Below are 22298 nucleotides of genomic sequence, written 5' to 3' on the forward strand. Positions count from 1 at the left end.
ATCTTGCCGGCGCCGGGACATCGCGTCTCGAAAGCGGCGTTGCGCGAAACAGGGTTGAGGATGGTTCATGGCCGAAGTCATTGACGGAAAGAGCGTTGCCGAGGATGTGGTGCGGACTGTCAAGGCGTTGACCGCCGAGCTGGTCGCCAAGGGCAACGCCAAGCCTGGTCTGGCCGTGGTCATCGTCGGCGAGGATCCGGCCAGCCAGGTCTATGTCGCTTCCAAGTCGCGCACGGCCAAGGAATGCGGCTTTCATTCGCTCCAGCACACGCTGCCGGCCGAGACTTCCCAAGAGGCGTTGCTCAAGATCATCGCTGACCTCAACGCCGATCCGGCCATCAACGGCATCCTGGTGCAGCTGCCGCTGCCCGCCCATATCGACGCCGGCAAGATCATCCAGGCGATTGCGCCTCAGAAGGATGTCGACGGCTTCCATTTCATCAATGTCGGCAAGCTCGGCACGGGCGAGCTCGACACGGCCTTCGTTCCCTGCACGCCGGCCGGCTCTATGCTTCTGATCGAGCGCGTGCGCGGCAAGGACCTGTCCGGCCTCAACGCCGTCGTCGTCGGCCGCTCCAACATTGTCGGCAAGCCGATGGCCAATCTGCTGCTTGCCGCCAACTGCACCGTCACCATCGCCCACAGCCGCACCAAGGACCTGCCGGCGCTTGCCCGCACGGCAGACATCCTGGTCGCCGCCGTCGGCCGGCCGGAAATGATCAAGGGGGATTGGGTGAAGCCGGGCGCCACCGTCATCGATGTCGGTATCAACCGCATTCCCGCGCCGGAGAAGGGCGAGGGCAAGTCGCGCCTCGTCGGCGATGTCGCCTATGCCGAGGCGGCCAAGCAAGCCGGCGCCATCACGCCGGTGCCCGGCGGTGTCGGGCCGATGACCATTGCCATGCTGATGGCCAATACGTTAGCTTCTGCCTACCTTGCGGCCGGATTGAAGCGGCCCTCCTTCTGAGCCCGGGTTGACCCTGAAAGCGCCAGTTTTGCCGAACCCCACCATTTCCCCGGAACGGCCGGTCACGACTGATCCCGTTCAAGGTGGCCGGCAGTTCGCCTTCCTGCTGGTCGACAAGTTTTCCATGTTCTCGTTGGCCGCGGCGATCGACACGTTCCGGTCGGCGAACCGTCTGCTCGGCCGCGATTTCTATGGCTGGACCACGGTGTCGGCCGATGGCGATCCGGTGATGGCGTCCAACGGCCTGCCTCTCAAGATCGACTATGCCGTCGCCGACCTGCCGCCGGTCGACATCCTCTTCGTTTCGGTAGGGCTGACAACCGAATTTCCCGGCAAGAGCAAGGTTCTGGCGGCGTTGCGCAGCTGGGGCCGGCGCGGCAACGCGCTCGGCGCACTGTCGGTCGGGTCCTACCTATTGGCCGAGGCCGGCCAGCTCGACGGTTACCGCTGCACCATCCATTGGGAAAACCGCGCCGGCTTCATGGAGCGCTTCCCCGACATCAACTGCACCGGCAATGTCTTCGAGATCGACCGCAAGCGCTACACCTGCGCCGGCGGCACGACCTCGATCGATTTGATGCTGGAGATCGTGCGCGGCGATTTCGGCTCGAACCTCGCCAATGGCGTCGCCAACCAGTTCCAGCACGAGCGCATCCGCTCGGCCGGCGACCGCCAGCGCGTCGGGCCGGAACGCGATCTGACCGGCAAGTCGGAGAAGCTGAGGCGCATCGTCGAGCTGATGGCCGACCATCTCGACGAGCCGCTCTCGGCGGTGCAACTCGCCAAATCGGCCGGCCTTTCGGTGCGCCAGGTCGAGCGTCTGTTCCTGCGCCACCTCAACGTCACGCCGGGCCGCTACTACATGCGGTTGCGGCTGGAGCGGGCGCGCGAATTGCTGCGCCAGACCAACATGCCGATCCTCGACGTGGCGATCGCGACCGGCTTCACCTCGCACTCCTATTTCGCCCAGAGCTACCGGCTGCAGTTCGGCAGGCCGCCTTCGGAAGAGCGCCGCACCACCTACTGAGCCGGGGCTTCGGCCTGGCTCCAAGACGCCTGCTGCTCGGGCGATCCTGCCGCATGAACGCTTTTTTCCCCGCCCAGAGGCCTGAGCGACACGGCCGCGCCGGGCTTGTGTCCTGACGCCGCCTCAAATAGCTTCCCTGTGCGGATTAGGGGGCTAACTCAGGAGATTTCGATGGCGGTATTTGCGCGGAGCTTCGCTGCGGCGATCCTCCTTTTGTCGATGACGACGTTCGGCTTTGCCGCAAACAAGGTCATCATCATTCTTGATGCTTCCGGCTCGATGTGGGCGCAGATCGACGGCAAGCCCAAGCTCGAAATCGCCAGGGAATCTCTGAGGACCGTGCTTCAATCGGTTCCCGCCGACGACGAGATCGGCTTCATGGCCTACGGCCATCGCGAAAAAGGCAGCTGCGAGGACATTCAGCTGATCGTGCCGCCTCAGGCAGGCTCGGCAAGCGCCATCACGGATGCCGCCGACAGTCTGAAATTCCTTGGCAAGACGCCGTTGACGGCGGCCGTCAAGCAGGCGGCGGAAGCGCTGAAATACACCGAGGACAAGGCAACCGTCGTCCTGATCACCGATGGGCTCGAAACCTGCGGCGGCGACCCCTGTGCACTGGGCAAGGAACTCAAGGCATCCGGCGTCGACTTCACCGCCGATGTCGTCGGCTTCGGATTGACAGCCGACGAGGGCAAGCAGATCGCGTGCCTGGCTGAAAACACCGGCGGCAAATACATCCAGGCCTCCGATGAGAAGGCGTTGCAGGAAGCCTTGGTCGAAACCGTCGCTGCGCCGGCGCCGGCACCCGCGCCTAAACCGGCTCCCGCACTGGCGCCTGCGCCGAAAGCCGCCGAGGTCGACTACAACCTCATCCCGCAAGCGTTCTTGAAAGAGGGCGGCGAGGTGCCGAAGATCGACGTCTACTATGAAGTCTTTCCGGACGATGCCAAAGGTGTCGGTGGAGACCATGTCAATGACGGCTACAATGCCGTCAAATTCCACGTTCCCGCTGGCAACTACATCGTCGTCGCCTCGAGCGGCGGCGCCAAGGCCGAGCAGAAGGTCACGCTGACGGCGGACAAGGCAACAGAGCTTTCGCTCAATCTAAACGCCGCCGAGCTCTCCATCCACGCCCGGCCGGCGCCAGGCGCCGATGTCGACCGCAATGCGCAGATCAGCATCGCCTATCCCGGCGGCACGTCGGACAGCAACTATGGCGAGGTCAAGTTCGTCGTTCCGGCCGGCGAGACCAAGGTCACCGTGAAGCTGGGAGCCGGCGAGGCAAGCGAAACCATGCAGCTTGCCGCCGGCCAGGTCGTCGACAAGGACATGATCGTCGGCGTCGGCAAGGCCAAGGCAAACGCCTTCTACACAAAGGGCGGCGAGAAGGCCGAAACCGATGTGGGTTGGAAGGTGTACAAGGCGGCCAAGAAGCTTGATGGCAGCCGCGATCAGGTGACTTACGCCTACGGCCCCGACAGCCAGTTCGATCTGCCTCCGGGCGACTATGTGATCGGTGTCGACGTGCAGGCCGTGTCCACGGAACAGCCTTTCAGCGTGACGGTCGGGCAGATGACCGATGTCAACGTGACGCTGAACGCGGGCGTCCTGGCCGTCGACGCGCCAGGCGCGGATGGCTTCAAGATCTACGAGGCCAAGAAGAACATCCAGGGCGAACGCAAGCAGGTGACCTACGCCTATGGCGAAAAGATGCAGTCCACGCTGGCGGCGGGCGACTACGTGCTCGTGACCAACTTCACCACAGACAAGGCCGACAAGGAAACGCCCTTCACGGTCAAGGCCGGCGAGCGGAGTGAACTCAAAGTCGAGTAGCATCCGGCAGGACAAACAAAAAAGGGCGGCTCAAGGCCGCCCTTTTCATTTGGAAGTCAGGAATATCAGGCGGTTCCGAAGGCGCTGGCGCCATGGTCGGCACGGCCCACCAGCTGCCGGAAGCCGGCGAAAAGCTCGCGGCCGAAGCCGAACTCGTTGCCGATGAGGTCGGCTTCGGCGGTGCGGCGCAGCGCGAACTCGGTTCCCGGCACCAGCACCTCCAGCGTTCCGGCATCGGCGTCGAGGCGGATGATGTCGCCGTCATGGATCCGGGCGATCGGCCCGTCCTCGACGGCTTCCGGCGTCACATGGATCGCCGCTGGGACCTTGCCGGAAGCGCCCGACATGCGCCCGTCTGTCACCAGCGCGACGCGCTGGCCTCGGTCCTGCAGGATGCCGAGCACGGTGGTCAGCTTGTGCAGTTCCGGCATGCCATTGGCCTTCGGACCCTGGAAGCGGATGACGGCGATGAAGTCGCCGGTGAGCGTGCCGGCCTTGAACGCATCGTTCAGGCCCTGCTGGCTGTCGAACACCTTGGCCGGCGCCTCGATGAGGCGTCGTTCCGGCTTGACGGCGGAGGTCTTGATGACGGCGTGGCCGAGATTACCCGCCAGCACTTTCAGGCCGCCTGTCGGCTGGAACGCCTTGCTGAACGGCGCCAGCACCTTTTCGTCGCCGCTGGCCTGCGGCGAGGCCTCGCGCACCACAGAGCCGTCGGCACCGAGCTTTGCCTCGACCGCATAGGGCCGCAGGCCTTCGCCCCACACCGTCTGCACATCCTCGTGCAACACGCCTTCGTCAAGCAGTTCGCGGATCAGGAAGCCGAGCCCGCCGGCGGCATGGAAATGGTTCACGTCGGCAAGCCCGTTCGGATAGACGCGGGCCAGAAGCGGCACCGCTTCCGAGAGGTCGGAAATATCCTGCCAGGTCAGTGCGATGCCGGCTGCCGCCGCCATGGCGATCAGGTGGATGGTATGATTGGTCGAGCCGCCGGTGGCATGCAGGCCGACGACGCCGTTGACGATGGACCGCTCGTCGATCATCCGCCCGACCGGCGTATAGGCATTGCCGAGCGCGGTGATGGCGAGGGCCCGCTTCGTCGCTTCGCGGGTTAGCGCATCACGCAACGGCGTGCCGGGATTGACGAAGGAGGCGCCGGGCGTGTGCAGGCCCATGATCTCCATCAGCATCTGGTTGGAGTTCGCCGTGCCGTAGAAGGTGCAGGTGCCCGGCCCGTGGTAGGATTTGGACTCGGCTTCCAGCAGTTCGGCGCGCCCCGCCTTGCCCTCGGCATAAAGCTGGCGGACCTTGGCCTTCTCGTCGTTGGGAAGCCCGGTCGTCATCGGTCCGGCCGGGATGAACACCGCCGGCAGATGGCCGAAGGTCAGCGCCGCGATCACCAATCCCGGTACGATCTTGTCGCAGACGCCGAGAAAGACGGCGGCGTCGAACATGTTGTGCGACAGGCCGACCGCCGCCGACATGGCGATCACGTCGCGCGAGAACAGCGACAATTCCATGCCGGGCTGGCCCTGCGTGACGCCGTCGCACATCGCCGGCACGCCACCGGCCACCTGGGCGATGCCGCCGGCCTCGCGCGCGGCCTCCTTGATCAGGGCAGGGAAGGTTTCGAAGGGCTGATGCGCCGACAGCATGTCGTTGTAGGAGGTGATGATGCCGAGATTGGGCACCTTGTCGGCGCCGAGCGCCAGCTTCTCCGAGGGGCTGCACACCGCAAAGCCGTGGGCGAGGTTGCCGCAGGACAGAACCGACCGGTTGGCGGTCTGGTTCGACGCTTCGGCGATACGGCCGAGATAGCGCTCGCGGCCCGCCTTCGAACGTTGGCGGATGCGCTCCGTGATGGCTTCGATGTCGCGTCTTGCGGTCATGGCGGTCGGTCCTTTCAGGCGAGGTCCCGGAAACATCCTCCCGCCGTTGCCGGGACCACTAAATCTAAAATCAGGGCGCCCAGAAAACCTCTACGGGCCTGGGCGCGGCGTCGAGAACGGCACGGATCGGCTTTCGCGGTCCGGGCGCGACCGCGCCGTCGAAGGCGGCGCGCTTGTCCTCGCCCTCTATGTGCAGCGCGATGAAGCCGGCATCGATGATGCGCGCCAGCGTCAAGGTGAGCCGCGGCTCGCCCGCACTGGCCGCGTGGACCGGCAGGATGATCCGGTCCGAGGCCGGGTCGAGCAGCTTGGCCAGATCGTCGGCATCGGGAAAGAACGAGGCGGTGTGGCCGTCCGGCCCCATGCCGAGCACCACGACATCGAGCGGCCAGGGCAGGGAGCGCAGCGCCGCATCGTCGGATGCCGCTGCATCCTCGATGCCCGATGCCTCATGGTAGAGGGGCACGAAGCGCGCCGCCTTGGCCGCGTTCTGCAAGAGATTGGCGGCCACCAGCCCGGCATTGGAGCGCGGCGAGGAGGCGGGCACGAAACGCTCGTCGACCAGCGTCACGATCACCTTGTCCCAGGCGATCGGCATCGCCGAGAGGGCGGCGAAGAATTTTGCCGGCGTCGTGCCGCCGGAGACGGCCAGCACGGCCGTGCCGCGCTCGGCGATCGCCTTGGTTAGCCGGTCGGCCACGCGGCCGGCCAGCGCCGCTGCCAGTTGCGGACGGTCGGGGAAAGCGTTCCAGTTGTAGCTGGCGCCGTTCAATTGCTCTCGTGCCATGTCCGCCCGTCACGTTCGATCAGCGCTATCGAGGCCGACGGCCCCCATGTGCCTGCCGTATAGCCCTGCGCCTCCTGCTTGGCGCCTTCCCAGGCATTCTGGATCGGGTCGATCCATTTCCACGCCGCCTCGACCTCGTCGCGGCGCATGAACAGCGTCTGGTTGCCGCGGATGACGTCCATGATCAGCCGTTCATAGGCATCGGGCGCGCGGCCGTCGAAGGACTGCGCGAAGCTCATGTCGAGCGAGATCTGGCGCAGCCGCATGCCGCCTGGGCCTGGATCCTTGATCATGATGAACTGCTTGACGCCCTCGTCGGGCTGCAGCCGGATGACCAGTTGGTTGGCGAAGATCGGCCCGGCGCTGTCACCGAAGATCGAATGCGGGATCGGCTTGAACTCGATAACGATTTCCGAAACCCGGGTCGCCAGCCGCTTGCCGGTCCTGAGGTAGAACGGAACGCCAGCCCAGCGCCAGGTGCCGATCTCGGCCTTGATGGCCACGAAGGTTTCGGTGTTGCTGTCCTTGCCGAGCTCCTCGACATAGCCCTTTACCGGCCCGCCGGCCGATGCACCGGCGCGATACTGGCCGCGCACCGTGTGCTTCGGCGCCTCGTTGCCGTTGATGCGCTTCAGCGCCCGCAGCACCTTGAGCTTCTCGTCGCGCACGGCGTCGGCGTCCATCGACGACGGCGCCTCCATGGCGACGAGGCAGAGCAACTGCAGCATGTGGTTCTGCACCATGTCGCGCAGCGCGCCGGCCTTGTCGTAGTAGGTGACGCGGTCTTCCAGGCCGACGGTCTCGGCGACGGTGATCTGTACGTGGTCGATATGCGCGGAATTCCACAGCGGCTCGTAAAGCGCGTTGGCAAAGCGCAGCGCCATCAGGTTCTGCACCGTCTCCTTGCCGAGATAGTGGTCGATGCGGAAGATCTGGCTTTCGTGGAAGTCGTCGCCGACCAGATCGTTGAGCGCCTGCGCCGAGGCAAGGTCGCGGCCGATCGGCTTCTCCAGCACGATGCGCGAGTTCGGCGTGATCAGCTTGTGCTCTTTGAGCTTGTGCGAGATATCGCCGAACAGCGCCGGCGCTACCGCCAGATAGAAGGCGCGGATGCTCTCGCTCTCGCCGATCGCTTTCTTAAGCTTGTCGAAGCCGGCGCCGCTCGTCGCATCGGCCGAGACATAGGAAAGCCGCGCCAGAAAGGTCTTCAACTCCTTGGCGTCGATATCGGCCGGCTTGACGTGGTCGGAGATCGCCTGGCTGGCGAAGGCCCGGAATTCCTCGTCGCTCATTTTCGAGCGCGATGTGCCGATGATGCGTGTCGGCTCGGAGAATTGGTGGTCGCGCTGGCGATAATAGAGCGACGGCAGAAGCTTGCGTTCCGACAGGTCGCCGGTGCCGCCGAAAATGATGAAGTCGAAAGGGTCGACGGGAATGATCTGGCTGGTCATGGTCTGTCCGCTTTGACGCCGGTCGCGAGTACGCGGCTGATATATTCTAATCGATTTAAATTTTCCAGTGCCATGGTGTCACATCGAGGACCAATCGCTGGATATTGATTGGATCCACATGTGCGCTTGACACTGGCGCTTACCGGAGGCTTGTCGGTGAACGAAGACTCCGGAAGCTTTCGCAGTTGCAGCATAGAACGTGAATGTGACGAAAGCTAAGGGAGAAATAGCGCCTTGTCTGTCGCGGCATCGGCCGCGCCGGTCAGCCGCTCTATTGGTTCCAGGAAGACATCGATGAGCGGGAAAAGCATGCGTCTGGAAAACAAGGTCGCCATCATCACCGGCGCGGCATCAGGCTTCGGCGAAGGCATGGCCAAGCGCTTCGCGCAGGAAGGCGCCAGGGTCGTTGTGGCCGACCTCAACGCCAAGGGTGCGGAGCGCGTCGCCGGCGAGATCGGCGAGGCGGCGATCTGGACGCAGACCGATGTCTCGCTGCGCTCCGAATTCGACGAGATGGTCTATACCGCCAAAAGCGCCTTCGGCCGCATCGACATCATGGTCAACAATGCCGGTTACACGCACCGCAACGGCGACATGCTGAAGGTCGACGAGGAAACCTTCGACCTGATCACCGCTGTCAATATGAAGGCGATCTATCACGCGGCCCTTGCCGTGGTGCCGATCATGGAGCGGCAAGGTGGCGGCGTCATCCTGACCACGGCCTCCACCGCTGGCCTCAGGCCTCGACCCGGCCTCACCTGGTACAATGCCTCGAAAGGTTGGGCGATCACCGCCACCAAGTCGATGGCGGTGGAACTCGCGCCGAAGAACATTCGCGTCAATTGCCTCTGCCCGGTCGCCGGCGAAACCGGCATGCTGGAGAAATTCATGGGCGCCGATACGCCGCAGATTCGCGAGACTTTCCGCGCCTCGATCCCGCTCGGCCGGCTTTCGACGCCGCTCGACATCGCCAATGCCGCACTCTGGCTGGCGTCGGACGAAGCTGCCTTCATCACCGGCGTGGCGCTGGAGGTCGATGGCGGCCGCTGCATCTGAAGCGCATCGTCATTGTTGCGCAGGTCGGTTCGACCGAGCCTGTGACTTCAAGTTTGACTTGTACCGGCAGGGCGCAAATCGTGCGGTGGCGAGTCCGGCCTCAGCCGCAAATGCGCCGGTACATCAGCCGCCGGTCTTGATGTAGGTCTTGTAGACCCAGCCGGTCTTGCCGTTGTAGACGATCTGGCACCATTGCTTGCAGTTCATCACCTGCACCGAGGTTCTTGCCGGCACAGTACCGATGGCGGCTGCGTTCTTCTTCGGGCCGCTGCGCATGGTCACCGGTCTCAGGATGCGCCCGTTGCCGGCCGCCGCCACCTTGCGTGGCTTGGCCTTGGCCTTGCTGCCATCATCACTCGCCGTCGGCTGCTGTTCGGGCGCTTGTGGCTGCACTTCAGGGATCGCGGCGGTCTTGGCTCCATCCGGATTGCTGCTTGCCGCTGGTGCCGGCGCGGCAACCTTGGCAAGTTCGCTGGCGGCATCGGTATCGGTCGCCGATGGCGCGAATGCCGCCGCGACGGCCGGCTTGTCTGGCGTCGGCTTAGCCTGATTGGCCGCCTGGCTGGGGGCAGCCGCCTGATCGGGTGCCGCCGAAGCGGCCTTCGGCGGCGCTCCAGTCCAGCGGGGATCATTGGCCGCTAGCGTTTGTATGGTTGCTTTCGCCGCCGCCATCGTCGGTGAGACCTGGTCGGACTTGCGGGCGGGCTGTGGCACGGTCGCCGCGGCCACCGTGGTTCCGACCGGGACGATCTTCGTCGTCTTCACCGGAATGGTCGGAATGCTCTGTTCCTGGCTGGCGGCTGCTTGCCGCTCGCTCGTCGGCAATGCCAGCCAGAGCGCCACCGCGGCCACGCCGAGCAGTGCGGCGGTGCCGACCGCGGCAATCACCAGATGCGAGTTCGAACGGACTCCCTGCCAGAAGGACGGCCGCATGTCGTATCCAAACTGCATGGCAAAGCGCCGACGTTCCGGAACACCGAAACTGAAGGGCTCTCTCACTCTCGCCACCTCCATACGCGGGCCGATGTTCTTTCGATCGTTGCCGGCAGTCCGGCGTCTAATCGGCATCGGTCCCAAAAATCAACACGGGCAAGCCCGCAGCAATCCCCGAATAGTCGCCCAGAAGCGCGAACCTTTCGCCCCCGATTGTGGCATCAGTACGCCATTATAAGCGATTCTGCGCCTTTACCGCCATTTCCGCAATGTGTCGCAAGGGCAATGAATATTACAATATTACATCAGATCGTGATGGCGATTGGATACAGCACGAGGCGCGTCGCCTCGAAACCGGTCCATGCGACTCACTTCAGGCCTATATAGTTTCCCCTAAGCGGGGGGCATTTCTGGCCAATATGCCCCTAGATCCGGTCGCGTAGCGCGAACCAGTTGAGCGCCAGGAAAAGCAACGGTGTGCGGAAACGGCGGCCGCCGGGAAATGGCGGAATTTTCAAATCCTCGATCAGTTTCAGCCGGTCGCGATTGCCGGCAACGGTTTCGGCATAGAGCTTGCCGAAGAAGTTCGACAGCATGACGCCGTGGCCGGAATAGCCCCCGGCCGAGATCACATTGGGCATCACTTCGCGCACGAATGGTTTCCTCGGCACGGTGATGCCGACATAGCCGCCCCAGCCATGGGTGATCTCGATGTCTTTCAGCGCCGGATAGAGCTCCACGATCTGGCGGCGGATATGGATGTGGATGTCCTTCGGGTCGTTGACGCCGTAGACCTCGCGTCCGCCGAACAGCAACCGGCCGTCCCGCGATTTGCGGAAATAGCGCACCACAAAGCGGGAATCGTCGACGGACTCGCCGCCGGGCAGCACTTTCGAATCTGCCCCCAAAGGCACGGTCGCACCGATGAAGGAGCCGATCGGCATGATGTGCGCGGCACTCACCGGCTCGAGCGTGCCGCCATAGGCGTTGACCGCGATCAGGCATTTCTGCGCCGTCACAGTACCTCTCGGTGTGGAAACCCTGACCTTGCCGCCGGCGGAAACGATGCCGGTCGATGGCGTCCCTTCGAACAACTGCGCGCCGGCATGCGCCGCCACCCGCGCCGTGCCGATCACCAGCTTCATCGGATGGATATGGCCCGTGCCGGTGTCGCGGGTGCCGCCGAAATAGGCGGTCGAACCCAGCCGCTCCGCCGTCTCGGTCTTATCCATGAAGGAAATATGCGGATAGGAGAAACGGCTGGCCATGATCTCGGCATGCGCCTTGTAGTCGTCGACATAGCGCGGCTTGTGCGCCACCGAGAGCTGACCCGGCATGTAGTCGATATCGATCTGGTTGGCGGCGGCGAATTCGATGAGATGCGCCTTCGCCTCTTCGGCGAGATCGAACAGCGCCTTGGCGCGGGACAGACCGTATTCGGCCTCCAGATCTTCTGCCCAGGCGCGCTGGCCGGTGCCGAGTTGGCCGCCATTGCGACCCGATGCGCCGTCACCGAAGCGATAGGCTTCGATCAAGACGACATTGGTCCCCGCCTTGGCTAGATGGATCGCCGCCGACAGCCCGGTAAAGCCGCCGCCGATGATGACGACATCGCAACTCCGGTCGCCATCGAGTGCCGGATATTCTGGTCTAGGTCCGGCCGTGTCCTCATACCACGAGCGGCCGGGAGAAATGGGGGATTGGTAAGGCATGGTGCTCACTGGGCAGTAGGGCAGTAGGGCAGTAGGGCAGTAGGGCAGTAGGGCAGTAGGGCAGTAGGGCAGTAGGGCAGTAGGGCAGTAGGGCAGTAGGTAGAACTATTCAGGGGACAATTTGCGGATGAGAAGCCGCAAGAGCGTTCCCACGGCTCTCACTTCGGTTCATCAATGGTTCGGTTGCCTGATGGGAGGTGATTCCGACGCGCGGCGCGATCAGCAGATGGGTCTCCAACTCTTTGAGAGATCCCTGTGCAATTCTGAGAAACTGCTGATATGAAGCTCGGCTTTCTCGCCCATAACCCTCGGCAATGTTGGCGGGAACGGAGGTAGCTGCACGACGTACCTGAGCCGTCAGCCCGTAGTGCTCATCCTTTGGCCAGGCTCTGGTTGTTTCGTAGATCGAAACCGCCAGATCCATAGCTTGCTGCCAGACAATCAAATCTCTGTACGATTCAATCTTGGCCGCCATCCTTGCCCTACTGCCCTACTGCCCTACTGCCCTACTGCCCTACTGCCCTACTGCCCTACTGCCTTACTCCCCTATTCCCCTAAACATTCAGCAGAAGATACTCCCGCTCCCACGGGCTGATCACTTCCATGAAGGTCTCGAATTCCGCCCGCTTGATCGCCGCATAGGTGGCGGCGAAGGATTTGCCCAGCAGCGCGCAGAGTTCCTCGTCGCCCTCGAACAGGTCGACGGCTTCGAGCAGGCTGCGCGGCAGGTCGATCTCGTCCGCATTGGCGGTCGTCAGCACCGGCGGCTCGGCCTTGATCTTCCTGGTGATGCCGATCAGCCCGCAGGCAAGCGAAGCCGCCAGCGCCAAGTAGGGATTGGCATCGGAGGACGGGATGCGGTTTTCGACACGCCGCGCCGCCGGATCCGAACGCGGCACGCGGAACGCCGTGGTGCGGTTGTCATAGCCCCATTTGTTGTTGACCGGAGCCGAGGCCGCCTGCGTCAGCCGCCGGTAGGAATTGACATAGGGCGCGAACATCACCAGCGCGTTCGGCACGTGTTTCTGCATGCCGCCGATGAAATGGAAGAACGCCTCGGTCTCCGAGCCGTCCTCGGCCGAGAAGATGTTCTTGCCAGTCTTCTTGTCGATGATCGACTGGTGGATATGCATGGCAGAACCCGGCTGGCCCTGGATCGGCTTGGCCATGAAGGTGGCGTAGATCTCGTGCTTGAGCGCGGCTTCGCGGATGGTGCGCTTGAACATGAACACCTGGTCGGCGAGCTCGATCGGGTCGCCGTGGCGCAGATTGATCTCAAGCTGGCCGGCGCCCTCTTCATGGATGAGCGTGTCGATCTCCAGGCCCTGGCTTTCGGAGAAGTGGTAGATGTCGTCGATCAGTTCGTCGAACTCGTTGACGCCGGCGATCGAATAGCCGGCGCCGCCGCCGATTGCACGGCCCGAGCGACCGACGGGCGGGGTGAGCGGATAGTCCGGGTCCGGGTTCTTGCGCACCAGGTAGAACTCGATCTCGGGCGCCACCACCGGCCTCAGCCCGAGCTTGTCATAGGCGGCAAGCACGCGCTTCAACACATTGCGCGGCGTGAATTCGACCGAGCGGCCGTCCTGGTGAACGAGGTCGCAGATGACGGCGGCCGTCGGGTCTTCTTCCCAGGGCACGACTGTCAGCGTCGACAGGTCCGGCATCAGCTTGAGGTCGCCGTCGTCTTCCGGATAGTGGAAGCCGTTGCCGTCTTCGGGATAGCCGCCGGAAATCGTCGTCATGAAGACGGCCGAAGGCAGCGCCAGCGAGGTGTTGGAGGTGAATTTCTTCGACGGCATCATCTTGCCGCGCGCCACGCCCGCCTGATCAGGGGTGATGCATTCGATGTCCTCGATGCCGCGCCATTCCAGCCAGTCGCTGACTTCCTTCCAGTTCTTCACACCACGCAGGTTTTTCACGAAGGCAGGCGTACGCGCTCGTCCTCCGCGGCTCGACGGACGGACTTCCTTTTTTGCAGGCGGCATCATTCACCAGATTGGGTTGCGGATTTGCGAGTATAGCCGTGCCCCACTGTGTAAGGGAAGGGGAGGTGCCGCCGGCAGTCCTCGTTCCGGTTGAAAATCACGTCGGTCGGCCTAGGTTCGTACGGCTCCCAACCCGGAAGGCATCGATGCGAAACAACAACGAACTGACGACCATTGGCTTCGACGCCGACGACACGCTTTGGCAGAACGAACAGTTCTTCCGCATGACGGAGAAGCGTTTCGCCACCATGCTTGCCGATCATGGCGAGGAGAAACAGATTTCGGCGCGATTGCTCGAGGCCGAGCGGCGCAACCTTGCCGTCTATGGCTTCGGCATCAAGGGGTTCACCCTGTCGATGATCGAAACGGCGATCGAGGTCACCGACGGGCGTGTACCGGCTTCGGTCATAGCGGAGATCCTCGAGGCTGGCCGCGAGATGCTGAGCCACCCGATCGAGGTCTTGCCGCATGTGCGCGACACAGTGGAGAAACTTGCCGGCGCCTACCGCCTCGTGCTGATCACCAAGGGCGACCTCTTCGACCAGGAGCGCAAGCTGGCCGGGTCCGGCCTCGGCGACCTGTTCGACGCGGTCGAGATCGTCAGCGACAAGAATGCCGCGACCTATTCCCGCCTTTTCAGTCGCCACGGTGACGGCCCCGCAAAGAGCATGATGGTCGGCAATTCGCTGAAGTCGGACGTGGTGCCGGCCATCGAGGCCGGCGGTTGGGGCGTTCATGTGCCGCACGAACTCACCTGGGTGCTCGAGCATGTCGAGGCGCCGCTCGCCGAGCCGCGGTTTCGCCAGATATCCAACCTCGGGCAATTGCCCGAACTGGTCCAAACCATCGCCAGAGGGAGTTGATCGCGCTCTGCACGTCGCCCAAAAGTAACCTCGGTTTGGGGAGAACGATATGCATGGAACAACGACCTGAAGCGCGCCAGGTGACGCGCTTAGCGGCTTATCAGGCGATCGATCACCGGTTGCAGCCGCTCGGGCGTGATCGGCTTGGCGACGACGACGTCAATCACGTTCGACAGGCCCAGGCTCTCCGGCGTACCGGTCTTGGTCGAAAGCAGGATCACGGGAGGAAACGATTTTCCCGAAGCCCGTCGCAATGTTTCGATGCCGGACATCAGGATGTCGCAGTCCTTGTTGTCCGCGCCGCCATCCAGCACGATCACGCCTGGCACGAGTGTCCGCAAGGTCTTCGCCGCCATGTCGGGCGATTCCGAGATTGGCTTGAGCCCGGATCGCTCGACGATCTTCGACACCACCACGCGATTGATCGGCGATTTCCCGACAACAAGCACTTGCGAGGGACTGCGTATCGTCTCGGTGCTTGAATCCTGGGTCACCAGATTCGGATGTTTTGCGGTCTCGCCCTCGTTTCTCACTGGGCACCCAAGTCGGCCAAGAAGCTCGCCCCTATTTCAATGCAGAGTTGAATCTGGGCGACAATTGGCGTGAGATAGCAGCCCATGTCAAGTTGAAATAAAAGCCTTCCGAAAACGCTCCTGCGATAGTGGAGTCAAGCAACAGTACTGTACTGCCCTGTCCACGGATTGGTTGCGTAAAAATAAAATTCACCTGCGCATACGCTGCGCAGGTGAAGGGCAGGTTGCAACGATTTCCGGTCAGCCATGGCTCTGTTGTGTGACGATCACCGGGATCAGAAGGTCGCCCCAATTGCCGTCGCCGCCATGGTGCCTCGCCGAGCGCACCAGCTCCACCGAGACGCCGGCCTCGACCGCCTTCATCACCGACTGGTTGAGCCTGTGCAGATCGTTGGCCAGCATGCGGATCGTCGCCTGCTGGTCGACGCTCATCGTGGTCGATTGTTCTTCTGCCCGTTCCTTGACGCGGCTTATCGATGCCATTGGTCTTCTCCTGTGTGTGAAGCCCTGTTGGGCGTTTCCTCGGTGTTTCTGATCCGCTATTCGGCGGCCGGCCTGAACTGTGCGTGCTCGGTCGATTCATGCATGGCGGTGGTCGAGGACTTGCCGCCGGTGATTGCCATCGACACGGCATCGAAATAGCCGGTGCCGACCTCGCGCTGGTGCTTGGTCGCGGTGTAGCCATTGGCTTCCGCCGCGAATTCGGCCTCCTGCAATTCGGAATAGGCCGCCATCTGCCGTTCCTTGTAACCACGCGCCAGTTCGAACATGCCGTAGTTGAGCTGGTGGAAGCCGGCGAGCGTGATGAACTGGAACTTGTAGCCCATGGCGCCGAGTTCCCTCTGGAACTTAGCGATCGTCGCGTCGTCGAGATTCTTCTTCCAGTTGAAGGAGGGCGAGCAATTGTAGGCGAGCAGCTTGCCCGGATGGTGCTTGCGCACGCCCTCGGCGAATTTTTTGGCCTGTGCGAGGTCCGGCTTCGAGGTCTCGCACCAGATCAGGTCCGCGTGGGGGGCGTAGGCGATGGCCCGCGCGATGCAGGGCTCGATGCCGTTCCTGACCTGGTAGAAGCCTTCCACCGTGCGTCCGGCATCGTAGTCGACGAAGGGCTGGTCGCGCTCGTCGATGTCGGATGTCAGAAGCTTCGCGGCTTCGGCGTCGGTGCGTGCCACGACCAGGGTCGGCGTGCCCATCACATCCGCTGCCAGGCGCGCGGCGTTGAGGTTGCGGATATGCGCGGCGGTCGGGATCAGCACCTTGCCGCCGAGATGGCCGCACTTCTTTTCCGACGCCAACTGGTCCTCGTAGTGAACGCCGGCGGCGCCCGCTTCGATGAACGCCTTCATGATCTCGAAGGCGTTGAGCGGCCCGCCGAAGCCGGCTTCGGCGTCGGCGACAATCGGCGCGAACCAGGTCTCGACCGAAAGCCCGTTGCCCTCGGAGGTCTCGATCTGGTCGGCGCGCTGCAGCGTCCGGTTGATGCGCTTGACCAGCTCCGGCGCGGCATTGGCCGGATAAAGCGACTGGTCGGGGTACATCGCCGAGGCGGTGTTGGCGTCGGCGGCGACCTGCCAGCCCGACAAATAGATCGCCTTCAGTCCGGCGCGCACCTGCTGCATAGCCTGATTGCCGGACATGGCGCCGAGCGCGTTGACGAAATCCTCCTCGTGGATGAGCTTCCACAGCCGGTTGGCACCCATTTCGGCGAGACTCTGACGGATCTGCACCGAGCCGCGCAGCCGCTTCACATCCTCTGGCGAATAGGGACGTTCGATGCCGTCGAAGCGGCCTTCCGGCGCCGAGGGAACGAGATTGTAAAAATCGGTCATGAGTCACTCCGAAGGATTGCTGGATTTTGTCCGCGCGCCAATCTCTTGGCGCATCGGGATGTGACTGAATTTACATTGCGGCGCAAAATCAGCCAGAAAAATCAGCCGATACGGCCGAAGATTGGGGAAAACCTGTGTTGTGTTTGACAGAGGGTTGCTGTAAATTTGTCATAGTTGTAAAACTCACTGGCAATGGGATGCCGCGAATGTCGTGTAAATTCCTGTCAAGAGCAGTTGATGGCTGAGCAGAAGATTTTCGCCGGGCCGCGCATCCGCCGCATTCGCAACGCCAAGGGCCTGACCCAGACGGCGATGGCCGAAGGGCTCGGCATCTCGCCGTCCTACCTCAACCTGATCGAGCGCAACCAGCGGCCGCTGACGGTGCAGCTGATCCTGAAACTGGCCTCAGTCTACAAGGTCGACCCGCATGAGCTGCAGGGCGAGGCGAGGGGGTCGGTCGCGGCCTTGAAGGAAGTGTTCACCGATCCGCTGCTGGTTGGCGAATTGCCGGGAGACCAGGAGTTGATCGAACTTGCCGAGGCAGCGCCCAATGCGTCCGCGGCGGTGATAAAACTGTTTCGCGCCTATCGCGAGCAGGCCGAGCGACTGTCAGACCTCAATGAACTCCTGGCGCGCGAAGGGCGGGCGACCGCGCTATCCGGCGCTCGCCTGCCAATCGACGAGGTGCATGAGACCTTCGAGCGGCGGCCGAACCATTTTACGGCACTTGAGGAAGAGGCCGAGGCGTTCACCGCGGTGCTCGATCCCGGCGACGATCTGTTCGGTGCGTTGAAGGCATGGCTGAAGCGCGAATACGGCATCGTGGTCAAAGTGCTGCCGGTCGCCACCATGCCGAACTGGCGCCGTCGCTACGACCGCCATTCGCAGCGCCTGTTCCTGTCCGAGAGGCTGTCGCCGTTCGACCAGCTACGCGAAGTGGCGATGGAGGCCTGCCTGATCCGCATGACGGTGGCGGTCGCCGGCGAGATCCAGGCGCTCAAGCTGACCACCGACGAAGCCCGCCGCCTCGCACGTTTCGAGCTCGGCCGCTATGCCGCGCATGCGCTGATGATGCCCTACCAGGCCTTTCATGCCGCCGCCATCCGCGCCCGCTACGACATCGATGTCCTGCGCTCGCGCTTCGGCGTCTCTTTCGAGCAGGCCGCGAACCGGCTGACCATGCTGCAGCGGCAGGGCGCACCGGGCGTGCCGTTCTTCATGCTGGAGGTCGACAATGCGGGGAACCGTTTTCGCAGGGCCGGCAGCCAGGGCTTTCCGCACAGCCGCTTTGGTGGCGGTTGCCCCAAGCTGCCCGTGCATGCCGCCTTCACCCAGCCGGGTCAGGTTTTCGTCGAAGCGGTGGAAATGCCTGACGGCGCCGAGTTCCTGTGCATCGCCCGCACGCTGGAAGGGCCGCAGGGCGCGTTCGCGGAGCGCCCACGCCGCACGGCGCTGCTGCTTGGTTGCGACATCGGCTTTCGCGACGACATCGTCTATGGCGCGGCGCTGCCCGGCGCCGTGGTCGGTGCAAGGGCTGGACAAGGCGCCGTCGCGGCGACGCCGGTCGGACCCGCCTGCCGGCTTTGCGAGCGCGTCGGCTGCCTGGCGCGGGCCGAACCGCCGGTGACGCGTCCGCTTGGCCTCGACGAGATGGTGACGGGCCTGAGCGCTTTCGACTTCCAGTAATGCGAGAACAAAGGTGCCACAATCGTCGCCGGTGTCTGGATCACCCGCGGCCTTAGTCTTTGCGTTACGCGAACAGAGCAGTTTTTTGTCGTCCCTTGCGCATCGTCCCGTCCACAAAAGCTCGACAGTCGCGCCCATGACAGACGCAGCATCATCGCCGGGCCTTGTTGCATCGACCTCCTCGCCGCGCGAGGAACGTGTCGGCATGCTTCTGGTCTTCCTGTCGGCGCTGATGTGGAGTTTCGGCGGCACCATCGCCCGCTTCATCACCGTTGGCGACAGCTGGACGGTTATTTTCTGGCGCTCCGTCTGGGCCGCCGCCTTCCTGCTCCTGTTCATGACCTGGCGTGACGGCTGGCGCGGCATGCTGAAATCGTTTCGTGAGATGGGCCTGCCTGGCCTTGCCGTCGGCTTCTGTTTCGCCATCGCATCGACCGCCTTCGTCGTGGCGCTCGCCTACACCACCGTCGCCAATATCCTTTTGATGCAAGCCGGTGTGCCGCTTCTGGCGGCGCTGTTGGCCTGGGCCTTGTTTCGCGAACGGGTCAGTGCCGTGACTTGGGTGGCGATTGCCGCCGTCATTGCCGGCGTTGCCATCATGGTGTCGGAATCACTCAATGGCGCCGTCTCGCCCATAGGCGACGGGCTGGCGCTGCTGATCGCGTTCATGTTCTCGATCGCGACCGTCATCACAAGGCGGTTCGCCAGTGTGCGGATGACGCCGGCGACCTGTCTCGGCACGTTCCTGGCCGCGGGCTTTGCCGCCTCGCAGGCGTCGACCTTCACGGTTTCAGCGGGCGACATGGGTTTTCTCTTCGCTTTCGGCGTGGTCAATCTCGGCATCGGTCTCGCCTTCTTCGCAACTGGCGCGCGGCTGATCCCGGCCGCCGTCGCGGCACTGCTCGGCACCTTCGAGCCGATCCTTGGGCCGATATGGGTCTGGCTCATCCATTCCGAGGTGCCGTCCGGCCGCACCATCATCGGCGGCGCCGTGGTGGTCACGGCGCTGCTCGTCCATATCGGGCTCGAATTCAAGCGCCAGGCACGGCCGCGGCGGGCAGGGGTCACCGGAGTGCCGTCGCCGAATTGATGCGGGCCGCTGAAGCTTTGCCATTGACAATGTTGCTGCCGCCCGGGCAGGCTGGGTCCACAGCAACAACAAGACAGGCGTATCTTGCCAAGTCTCCCCGGCGGCCCGATCGAGACCGCTCCATATTTCTGTATTTCTGTCCGCGCGGCGGCGAAAGCTTCTGACGGCACCGCGATTCCTTCCAGCCTCGGACGATTGCGCGGCCGTGGCCGTCGCGCCAATCGGCGCTTGTTGTCCCCTGGAAAGCTCAAAAGTCTGAAACAAATGCCCGGTCGCGCACATGTCGCGACGAGCCGGCGATGGAACACTCACCAAAGGAGAATAGCATGATCCGCAAAGCGCTCTGGCTTTCGGCGACCTCGGTATTTCTGACATTGTTCACACCGGCCGGCCATGCCGAGGACCGTGTCGTCAACGTCTTTAACTGGTCGGATTACATCGACAGCTCCGTCATCGAGGACTTCACCAAGCAGACCGGCATCAAGGTTGTCTACGACACCTTCGATTCCAACGAGATCCTGGAAACGAAGCTGCTTGCCGGCGGTAGCGGCTACGACGTCGTCGTGCCCAGCGGCAATTTCCTTGCCCGCCAGATCCAGGCCGGCGTCTTCCAGAAGCTCGACAAGTCGAAGCTGCCGAACATCTCCAACATGTGGGACGTCATTTCGGAACGCACCGCCAAGTACGATCCCGGCAACGAATACTCGGTCAACTACATGTGGGGCACCGTCGGCATCGGCTATAACGTCAAGAAAGTGCAGGCCGCGCTCGGCACCGACAAGATCGACAGCTGGGATGTGTTCTTCAATCCCGAAAGTCTCGCCAAGCTGAAGGATTGCGGCGTCTATGTGCTGGATTCGCCGGCCGACATCATTCCGGCGGCGCTGAAATATGTCGGCCTCGACCCGAACAGCACCTCGCCCGACGATATCGCCAAGGCCGAGGAAGCCCTGATGAAGGTCCGCCCCTTTATCAGGAAATTCCACTCGTCCGAATATATCAACGCCTTGGCAAACGGCGACATCTGCCTGGCTATCGGCTTCTCTGGGGACGTCTTCCAGGCCCGCAACCGCGCCCAGGAGGCCAAGCAGGGTGTCGAGATCGGCTATTCCGTGCCGAAGGAAGGCGCCCAGATATGGTTCGACCAGATGGCGATCCCCGCTGATGCGCCGCATGTCGCCGAGGCGCATGAATTCATCAACTACATGATGAAGCCCGAAGTCATCGCCAAGTCTTCAAACTTCGTGCTCTACGCCAACGGCAACAAGGCTTCGCAGCAGTTCGTCGACAAGGCGATCCTGGACGATCCGTCAATCTATCCGGACGAAGCGACGGTGCAGAAGCTCTATACGGTCCAGCCGTACGATCCCAAGGCCCAGCGCGTCATCACGCGCACCTGGACCAAGATCGTCACCGGCCAATAAGCATCTGAAGCGACCTCGGCGGGCAGCTGCCGGGGTCGCGTTTTTTTGGGGCACGAAGCAAGAAACAGAACGGAGTGGGGATATGAAATCGCTTGGCAGCATCCGCAGGGATTTCGCGCCATGGAACGACCCGAACGCCAAGCCATACATCCAGTTCGACAACGTCACCAAGAAGTTCGGTGACTTCACCGCCGTCAACAATCTGTCGCTGACCATCTTCGAGCGCGAGTTCTTCGCCCTGCTCGGCGCCTCGGGTTGCGGAAAGTCGACGCTGCTGCGGATGCTCGCCGGTTTCGAGGAACCGACGGCCGGCCGCATCCTGCTCGATGGCCAGGATCTGCGCGGCATCCCGCCCTATCGCCGGCCGGTCAACATGATGTTCCAGTCCTATGCGCTGTTCCCGCATATGACGGTGGAGAACAACATCGCCTTCGGCCTCAAGCAGGAAGGCATGCCCAAGCCCGATATCGAAAAGCGCGTCGCCGAGATGCTGAAGCTGGTCAAGCTCGAGCAGTTCGCCAAGCGCAAGCCGCACCAACTCTCCGGCGGCCAGCGCCAGCGCGTCGCTCTCGCCCGCTCGGTCGCCAAGCGGCCGAAGGTGCTGCTGCTCGACGAGCCGCTCGGCGCGCTCGACAAGAAGCTGCGCGAGGAGACCCAGTTCGAACTGATGGACCTGCAGCAGGAGCTTGGTCTCACCTTCGTCGTCGTCACCCACGACCAGGAAGAAGCGATGACCATGGCAGATCGCATCGCCATCATGGACAAGGGCGAGGTCATGCAGGTGGCGACGCCCGCGGAAGTCTACGAAGCCCCGGCCTCGCGCTTCGTCGCCCATTTCGTCGGCAATGTGAACATGTTCGAGGGCAAGGTCGCCGAGCGGTCGGCCAATACCACCCGCATAACCGGAGCGAGCGGAGCCCAGATCGTCGTCGAGAATGGCGGTGCCGTGGCCGCGCCCAATGCCGATATCGTCTTCGCCATCAGGCCGGAGAAGATCAAGGTCTCGTCGAAGAAGCCGGCCGATGCCGTCAACGCGATGGAAGGCGAGGTCTATGACGTTGCCTATCTCGGCGACATGACCGTCTACCACATCAGGCTCGACGATGGGCAGATCGTGCGGGCAAGCGCCTTGAACGCGGCGCGCGTGACCGAGGATCCGCTGACCTGGAACGATCGCGCCTGGGTGTCATTCCGGCCCGATGCCGGCGTCGTGCTGGCGCGGTAGGGGGC

At 63.2% G+C, this 22298-nt stretch carries 18 protein-coding genes and 1 pseudogene; 9 read left to right on the forward strand and 10 right to left on the reverse strand.

What is annotated here, in order from left to right; all coding sequences use genetic code 11:
• Positions 1-67 precede the first annotated feature (67 nt).
• The 3 genes from folD to ACLGL5_RS13760 all read left to right on the forward strand — a co-directional run bounded on the left by folD (position 68) and on the right by ACLGL5_RS13760 (position 3827).
• On the forward strand, positions 68-967 hold the full coding sequence (gene folD, locus ACLGL5_RS13750; RefSeq protein ID WP_038644621.1) for a bifunctional methylenetetrahydrofolate dehydrogenase/methenyltetrahydrofolate cyclohydrolase FolD: 900 nt from the start codon (positions 68-70) through the stop codon (positions 965-967).
• A 28-nt stretch (positions 968-995) separates the two neighbouring features.
• Positions 996-1994, forward strand: coding sequence for a GlxA family transcriptional regulator (locus tag ACLGL5_RS13755; protein WP_032920700.1), 999 nt, complete (start codon positions 996-998; stop codon positions 1992-1994).
• 171 nt (positions 1995-2165) lie between these two features.
• Complete coding sequence (locus tag ACLGL5_RS13760; protein WP_069091307.1) at positions 2166-3827, forward strand: vWA domain-containing protein; 1662 nt, start codon at positions 2166-2168, stop codon at positions 3825-3827.
• 65 nt (positions 3828-3892) lie between these two features.
• Here ACLGL5_RS13760 and edd read toward each other — a convergent pair whose 3' ends face one another.
• From edd to zwf, 3 genes are all read right to left on the reverse strand, one after another.
• The gene (edd, locus tag ACLGL5_RS13765; protein WP_064980331.1) at positions 3893-5716 is read right to left on the reverse strand and encodes a phosphogluconate dehydratase; all 1824 of its coding nucleotides are present in this window, start codon (positions 5714-5716) and stop codon (positions 3893-3895) included.
• A gap of 70 nt (positions 5717-5786) precedes the next feature.
• Positions 5787-6503 (reverse strand): 6-phosphogluconolactonase, encoded by a 717-nt coding sequence (gene pgl / locus ACLGL5_RS13770; RefSeq protein ID WP_069091308.1) that lies wholly within the window; start codon positions 6501-6503, stop codon positions 5787-5789.
• The gene (gene zwf / locus ACLGL5_RS13775) at positions 6485-7954 is read right to left on the reverse strand and encodes a glucose-6-phosphate dehydrogenase (RefSeq protein WP_019860336.1); all 1470 of its coding nucleotides are present in this window, start codon (positions 7952-7954) and stop codon (positions 6485-6487) included. Before zwf ends, pgl begins: the two co-directional genes overlap by 19 nt.
• Positions 7955-8263: 309 nt before the next feature.
• Between zwf and ACLGL5_RS13780 the strand changes: the two genes are divergently transcribed.
• Complete coding sequence (locus tag ACLGL5_RS13780) at positions 8264-9010, forward strand: SDR family oxidoreductase (RefSeq protein ID WP_038644630.1); 747 nt, start codon at positions 8264-8266, stop codon at positions 9008-9010.
• Positions 9011-9133: 123 nt separating this feature from the next.
• Here ACLGL5_RS13780 and ACLGL5_RS13785 read toward each other — a convergent pair whose 3' ends face one another.
• The 4 genes and pseudogenes from ACLGL5_RS13785 to ACLGL5_RS13800 form a co-directional block, all read right to left on the reverse strand.
• On the reverse strand, positions 9134-9961 hold the full coding sequence (locus ACLGL5_RS13785) for an SH3 domain-containing protein (RefSeq protein ID WP_245307074.1): 828 nt from the start codon (positions 9959-9961) through the stop codon (positions 9134-9136).
• 407 nt (positions 9962-10368) lie between these two features.
• A complete protein-coding gene (locus tag ACLGL5_RS13790; protein WP_069091309.1) occupies positions 10369-11655 on the reverse strand; it encodes an NAD(P)/FAD-dependent oxidoreductase in 1287 nt (428 codons plus the stop codon).
• Positions 11656-11760: 105 nt separating this feature from the next.
• A pseudogene (locus ACLGL5_RS13795) lies at positions 11761-12130 on the reverse strand (four helix bundle protein).
• A gap of 79 nt (positions 12131-12209) precedes the next feature.
• Positions 12210-13646 carry a glutamine synthetase family protein gene (locus tag ACLGL5_RS13800; RefSeq protein WP_019860333.1) on the reverse strand — a complete coding sequence of 479 codons (1437 nt, stop codon included), beginning with the start codon at positions 13644-13646 and terminating at the stop codon, positions 12210-12212.
• A 143-nt stretch (positions 13647-13789) separates the two neighbouring features.
• Here ACLGL5_RS13800 and ACLGL5_RS13805 point away from each other — a divergent pair, with 143 nt between their 5' ends.
• On the forward strand, positions 13790-14506 hold the full coding sequence (locus ACLGL5_RS13805) for an HAD family hydrolase (RefSeq protein ID WP_038644635.1): 717 nt from the start codon (positions 13790-13792) through the stop codon (positions 14504-14506).
• Between the two features lie 89 nt (positions 14507-14595).
• Here ACLGL5_RS13805 and ACLGL5_RS13810 read toward each other — a convergent pair whose 3' ends face one another.
• From ACLGL5_RS13810 to aceA, 3 genes are all read right to left on the reverse strand, one after another.
• Positions 14596-15039, reverse strand: a complete 444-nt coding sequence (locus ACLGL5_RS13810) for an ANTAR domain-containing protein (RefSeq protein ID WP_038644637.1) — start codon at positions 15037-15039, stop codon at positions 14596-14598.
• A gap of 240 nt (positions 15040-15279) precedes the next feature.
• On the reverse strand, positions 15280-15522 hold the full coding sequence (locus tag ACLGL5_RS13815) for an SMc00767 family acetate metabolism repressor (protein ID WP_006202762.1): 243 nt from the start codon (positions 15520-15522) through the stop codon (positions 15280-15282).
• Positions 15523-15578: 56 nt separating this feature from the next.
• Entirely contained in the window at positions 15579-16868 is a 1290-nt protein-coding gene (aceA, locus tag ACLGL5_RS13820) for an isocitrate lyase (protein WP_038644640.1), read from the reverse strand.
• Positions 16869-17105: 237 nt separating this feature from the next.
• Here aceA and ACLGL5_RS13825 point away from each other — a divergent pair, with 237 nt between their 5' ends.
• The 4 genes from ACLGL5_RS13825 (at position 17106) to ACLGL5_RS13840 (ending at position 22293) form a co-directional block, all read left to right on the forward strand.
• Positions 17106-18554 (forward strand): helix-turn-helix domain-containing protein, encoded by a 1449-nt coding sequence (locus ACLGL5_RS13825; RefSeq protein ID WP_027047235.1) that lies wholly within the window; start codon positions 17106-17108, stop codon positions 18552-18554.
• A 136-nt stretch (positions 18555-18690) separates the two neighbouring features.
• On the forward strand, positions 18691-19644 hold the full coding sequence (locus ACLGL5_RS13830; protein ID WP_069091310.1) for a DMT family transporter: 954 nt from the start codon (positions 18691-18693) through the stop codon (positions 19642-19644).
• A 326-nt stretch (positions 19645-19970) separates the two neighbouring features.
• A complete protein-coding gene (locus ACLGL5_RS13835) occupies positions 19971-21068 on the forward strand; it encodes a polyamine ABC transporter substrate-binding protein (RefSeq protein WP_019860326.1) in 1098 nt (365 codons plus the stop codon).
• Between the two features lie 82 nt (positions 21069-21150).
• A complete protein-coding gene (locus ACLGL5_RS13840) occupies positions 21151-22293 on the forward strand; it encodes an ABC transporter ATP-binding protein (protein ID WP_019860325.1) in 1143 nt (380 codons plus the stop codon).
• The last annotated feature ends 5 nt before the right edge of the window (positions 22294-22298 follow it).

It is taken from the genome of Mesorhizobium sp. U510 (genome assembly GCF_059180695.1).

Coding starts and splice junctions, on each gene's coding strand:
- folD (WP_038644621.1), top strand. CDS start 68: ATGGCCGAAGTCATTGACGGAAAGAGCGTTGCCGAGGATGTGGTGCGG.
- ACLGL5_RS13760 (WP_069091307.1), top strand. CDS start 2,166: ATGGCGGTATTTGCGCGGAGCTTCGCTGCGGCGATCCTCCTTTTGTCG.
- edd (WP_064980331.1), bottom strand. CDS start 5,716: ATGACCGCAAGACGCGACATCGAAGCCATCACGGAGCGCATCCGCCAA.
- pgl (WP_069091308.1), bottom strand. CDS start 6,503: ATGGCACGAGAGCAATTGAACGGCGCCAGCTACAACTGGAACGCTTTC.
- zwf (WP_019860336.1), bottom strand. CDS start 7,954: ATGACCAGCCAGATCATTCCCGTCGACCCTTTCGACTTCATCATTTTC.
- ACLGL5_RS13780 (WP_038644630.1), top strand. CDS start 8,264: ATGCGTCTGGAAAACAAGGTCGCCATCATCACCGGCGCGGCATCAGGC.
- ACLGL5_RS13785 (WP_245307074.1), bottom strand. CDS start 9,961: ATGCAGTTTGGATACGACATGCGGCCGTCCTTCTGGCAGGGAGTCCGT.
- ACLGL5_RS13790 (WP_069091309.1), bottom strand. CDS start 11,655: ATGCCTTACCAATCCCCCATTTCTCCCGGCCGCTCGTGGTATGAGGAC.
- ACLGL5_RS13800 (WP_019860333.1), bottom strand. CDS start 13,646: ATGATGCCGCCTGCAAAAAAGGAAGTCCGTCCGTCGAGCCGCGGAGGA.
- ACLGL5_RS13805 (WP_038644635.1), top strand. CDS start 13,790: ATGCGAAACAACAACGAACTGACGACCATTGGCTTCGACGCCGACGAC.
- ACLGL5_RS13815 (WP_006202762.1), bottom strand. CDS start 15,522: ATGGCATCGATAAGCCGCGTCAAGGAACGGGCAGAAGAACAATCGACC.
- aceA (WP_038644640.1), bottom strand. CDS start 16,868: ATGACCGATTTTTACAATCTCGTTCCCTCGGCGCCGGAAGGCCGCTTC.
- ACLGL5_RS13825 (WP_027047235.1), top strand. CDS start 17,106: ATGGCTGAGCAGAAGATTTTCGCCGGGCCGCGCATCCGCCGCATTCGC.
- ACLGL5_RS13830 (WP_069091310.1), top strand. CDS start 18,691: ATGACAGACGCAGCATCATCGCCGGGCCTTGTTGCATCGACCTCCTCG.
- ACLGL5_RS13835 (WP_019860326.1), top strand. CDS start 19,971: ATGATCCGCAAAGCGCTCTGGCTTTCGGCGACCTCGGTATTTCTGACA.
- ACLGL5_RS13840 (WP_019860325.1), top strand. CDS start 21,151: ATGAAATCGCTTGGCAGCATCCGCAGGGATTTCGCGCCATGGAACGAC.